General features: G+C 55.6%; 4 protein-coding genes and 1 pseudogene. 2 read left to right on the top strand and 3 right to left on the bottom strand.

Annotated features, from left to right (window positions below):
* Positions 1-690: 690 nt before the first annotated feature.
* Both THIDRDRAFT_RS22990 and THIDRDRAFT_RS22985 read right to left on the bottom strand, forming a co-directional pair.
* Complete coding sequence (locus tag THIDRDRAFT_RS22990; protein ID WP_007043336.1) at positions 691-1,173, bottom strand: GNAT family N-acetyltransferase; 483 nt, start codon at positions 1,171-1,173, stop codon at positions 691-693.
* Positions 1,174-1,186: 13 nt separating this feature from the next.
* Positions 1,187-1,471 (bottom strand): type II toxin-antitoxin system TacA family antitoxin, encoded by a 285-nt coding sequence (locus THIDRDRAFT_RS22985; RefSeq protein ID WP_007043335.1) that lies wholly within the window; start codon positions 1,469-1,471, stop codon positions 1,187-1,189.
* Positions 1,472-1,852: 381 nt separating this feature from the next.
* On the opposite strand from THIDRDRAFT_RS22985, the pseudogene THIDRDRAFT_RS27435 reads away from it, so the two are divergent.
* Positions 1,853-1,956, top strand: a pseudogene (locus tag THIDRDRAFT_RS27435) (IS481 family transposase); the annotation flags it as partial.
* A 186-nt stretch (positions 1,957-2,142) separates the two neighbouring features.
* Complete coding sequence (locus THIDRDRAFT_RS26005; protein ID WP_007043334.1) at positions 2,143-2,811, top strand: hypothetical protein; 669 nt, start codon at positions 2,143-2,145, stop codon at positions 2,809-2,811.
* Positions 2,812-2,899: 88 nt separating this feature from the next.
* Here THIDRDRAFT_RS26005 and THIDRDRAFT_RS22975 read toward each other — a convergent pair.
* Positions 2,900-3,125 (bottom strand): IS5/IS1182 family transposase (locus THIDRDRAFT_RS22975; RefSeq protein WP_007043333.1); only part of this gene is annotated, 226 nt, incomplete at its 5' end.

The following is a 3,125-nucleotide window of genomic DNA, read 5'->3' as shown; positions in this document are numbered from 1 at the left end:
CCTTCTACAACGGAGAGCGCCCCCACCCAATCCCCTGGGGTACCTCACGCCTGATGCGGTCTACCGATCGGGAAACGGGGTGGGCCAAGATCGTCGATCGCTTCGGCGAGACAACACTGGGGCAGCGCCAAACCGCTGCGATTGAGGTGGCCAGTACAACTTAAATTCGGGGGAAAACTGTCCTGGACATGGGGTCCACTTTATACATCGGACACACAGACCCTGAGCCGGTCATCCATCCTCGGCAACCGTAGCGACATGGAACCAAGGTCCGAGGAAAAAGCTATGTCTTTACTGCTGGGAAAGCAGCAGCCGATATAGCCGAGCTGAAACTTCCCGACACCCAGGCGGGTCGAGGCCACTACGTCCCGTTGTCCTCCCCTGCCCTGGCACTCCTACGCGAAATTCCACGCGAAGACGGCCACCCATACATTCTCCCTGGCCGCAATCCGCGCTCGAAGAAGGATGCAGGCGAGGGTGAGCGGCAACCAACCAGTAGACCACCGCCGTCTACGCCCGCTTCGGTAATAGGATTCGGTGCGCGCAGCCCTGGAACAGGGCGGCACCCGGGCCGAATGCCACCGAGCCCGCATCGGAACAACCGCCGGGCGACCAATAAGGGCTTAATCGTCTGCGGGCAGACTGCGTCGCTCGCAGCCCCGGCTACGCCTTCACCGCCGAGCCTTTCGCTCACAGCGGCGTGATCGCCCCGGTCGGCAGCCACAATGTCAGTGGAGCATCCGGGAAGCGTTCGAATTCATAGCGTTCGTACCAGCCACGCGCCCGTTCGTGCTTGGCGTCGACGATGACGCCAATCATCCCAATCTCCTCGGCCAACCGAGCGCACCGCTGCAGCGCATCCATCAGCAGCAGTTCGCCCAGACCCTGCCCTTGCTGCTGTCGATCGACCGCAAGGCGGGCCAGGCGTGCGACAGGGAGAGGGAAACGGGGAAATCGCGTGGCATAGGCCGCAGGAAGCTGGTCCTTGAGGATGGCCGCCATCGCCAGGCTGTAGAACCCCAGCACCGTCGCCCCCTCGGCCGCCACATAGGTTCGGCTCACGTTGGCGGTGGCATGCTGGCGCGCGAAGCGGCGCAGGTAATGGTCCAGCTCAACCTCACCACACGCGAAATGACGCCGGTCGTGATGGGCCGCCAAGGGCTCGATGCGCATCCTCAGCGTGCGCTCAAGTGTCCGTTTGCTCGGAGCGCCAGGCGCGGTAGCGTTCCATAGCTGCGGCGAGCTTGGGGCGCGGCTGGTCGAGATTGTCGAGCGCGGTAACGAAGGCCTCCCAATCACGCGGACTCAAGGTCAGAGATTCCACCTCGCTCAGCACCGCCTTGGCGCGCTCTTGCGCTGCACTCAAGAGAAAGGCACTCACCGACATCCCCGCCGTTGCCGCCGCGCGGGCAATCAGCGCTTTCGTCTCCGCAGAGGTGCGCAAGTCGATGCGCTCAAGAACAGATGGCATGCCTAAGTCCCGCTCAAGTACGGATGATGTACGGAATCAGGCTAGCTCTCTTTTCGCTGACGTGCAACGCCGATCCGCCTGCAATGAAGCCTGGGGCGACACACACATTCTGATGAAATCCGCCTGCGCATTACGTCCCGTGTAATTATGTTACTCAACGGAGCTATCCTTTGTTCCGAGCCCGCAAGGCGCTAAAGCCATACCATTACACATAAGTCTGTAAGCAATTGATTTCGCCTGATTATCCCAAAAGCGCCTATCTATATAAATCAGAAGCTTATGAACAGATCAGCGGAAATGTGTGTAACGAGATGCGCTAAAGCATAGGGCAAACGAAGCCGTCGCTCGCAGAACAGTCCACAGCCCTGGAACTGATTGCCGATGGAAATCCGTCTGCACAAGAACGCGCGCATTACCCCAGCGATCAGTCGCGAACTGCAAGCGCCCACATTGCCGAACAAGGTCTCGCTGCCCAGTACAATCTTCAGGGACTTGACATCTGTGAAATGCTCCAACCTTACTTCTGGGACGACTCAAATCGATCACTTTTGTGCGCCGAAGCTCCGGGATTATCAACGTTAGCCCCACGCAGCTCTCTACATCGGCGCCAGCTAGGAAATACCTGACATTGATTTGGCTTGCACTCGCATTTTTTCATTGAAGGATCAAGTATGTCTTGGAAAAACTGGGGTGACCATCCTCTCATAGCTTTTCCGGTTATGATGTCTGCTGTAATAGCAGCGTCGTATGCTGTTTACGACCATCACTATGCAAATGCGATAGTGGCCGCTTCGGAAGCGAAGCAGAATGCTTCAACTCCAAACCCCGAAGTCAAGACAGCCACAAACACTCAACCCGTGGTACCGATTCATAAACTGTCATTGCCGAAAAATAATTCGCATCCCAATGCTAGATCAGCCGAAAAAAATATAAGCAAGCCTATACTAGAACGGAATTACGTGGTTGTGTACAAAGGTCCGGATGGGGTGAACGTCAGATCCCAACCAAGCGGTCGGCTTCTGGCAACAGCTTTTGAACAAAACGTCTCCCCGATCACTCGAATATCATCTACACAACAGATCAAAAAGGGCATTCCATGGATCAAGGTTGAAATGACAGGTTGGATGGCGAGACGGATGCTCACCAAGACACGCCCTTATCTGAAAGACATCGGTAATAGCATATCAAAAGTGATATGGGATGGGGGTGGCGATCCAAATGATCGATTCATTTCCCTGAAATCCTCGCCAGATGTATTGTGTATTGTCCAAAAAAATTGCAAAAATATACACAGGCACAGAAGTCGAAACCGGCCGAATCATTACAAGTGGAGACTATGAGTGGACAGCTGCACGGCTTATAGGGTGGATGGCTCTTCGCTCACCTAGAGGAACACAGCTTCTAACACTCAAAAATTAGGGCCTGTCATCAATTAAGCAGGACGCATGCTGAGGCCAAGTGCACACCGGTGAGAAAGTTGCGAGACAGCTTGTCATATCGGGTGGCAATCGCTCTGAACTGCTTGATCTTCGAGAAAAAGTTTTCAATCAGATGGCGCGCTTTATACAATTCCTTGTCGTAAGCGCGTTGGACCAGGCGGTTGCGCTTCGGTGGAATCACCGCTATCGCCCCGCACGCTTCTAACACATCAAGC

This window comes from Thiorhodococcus drewsii AZ1, assembly GCF_000224065.1.
Classification (GTDB): domain Bacteria; phylum Pseudomonadota; class Gammaproteobacteria; order Chromatiales; family Chromatiaceae; genus Imhoffiella; species Imhoffiella drewsii.
Note: the sequence above shows the minus strand (reverse complement) of the source record. Positions and strands in the feature narration are given on the sequence as shown.

Coding starts and splice junctions, on each gene's coding strand:
- THIDRDRAFT_RS26005 (WP_007043334.1), top strand. CDS start 2,143: ATGTCTTGGAAAAACTGGGGTGACCATCCTCTCATAGCTTTTCCGGTT.
- THIDRDRAFT_RS22990 (WP_007043336.1), bottom strand. CDS start 1,173: ATGCGCATCGAGCCCTTGGCGGCCCATCACGACCGGCGTCATTTCGCG.
- THIDRDRAFT_RS22985 (WP_007043335.1), bottom strand. CDS start 1,471: ATGCCATCTGTTCTTGAGCGCATCGACTTGCGCACCTCTGCGGAGACG.